Origin of the sequence: Streptomyces sp. IBSBF 3136, assembly GCF_036815105.1 — a bacterium.
Taxonomy (GTDB): domain Bacteria; phylum Actinomycetota; class Actinomycetes; order Streptomycetales; family Streptomycetaceae; genus Streptomyces.
In genome coordinates, this window is record NZ_JAJSZC010000513.1 from 1 (window position 1) to 318 (window position 318).

The 318-nt window shown below is 80.5% G+C and carries 1 pseudogene; it reads right to left on the reverse strand.

Annotation, left to right across the window (positions count from 1 at the left end):
- Positions 1–318, reverse strand: a pseudogene (locus V7E45_RS40515) (hypothetical protein); the annotation flags it as partial.

Consider the following 318-nt stretch of genomic DNA (forward strand, 5'->3'; position numbering starts at 1 on the left):
GGGTGGGTGTGGGCGCTGTCCCGGCCGGGAGCCTCGTCCCCGTGCGGGCGCCGGCCGTCGTCGTGGTGCCAGGGCGAGGCGTGGTCACGGTCGCCGCCCGCCCCTGCGGTCCGGTACCGGTCGCCGCACCCGTCGCGGACGCCGTCCTGGCCGGAGATCCCGTCCCAGGGCGGGCGCCCGCCGTCGTCGCGATTCCGGGGCCGGGCGTGGTCAGCGTCGCCGCCCCTCCGTCCGGGCCAGTGGCGGTCGCCGTGGTCGGTGTGGGCGGCGTGCCGGTCCGGGTTCTCGGGCCGGGGTGAGGGGCGGGTGGCGTCGTGG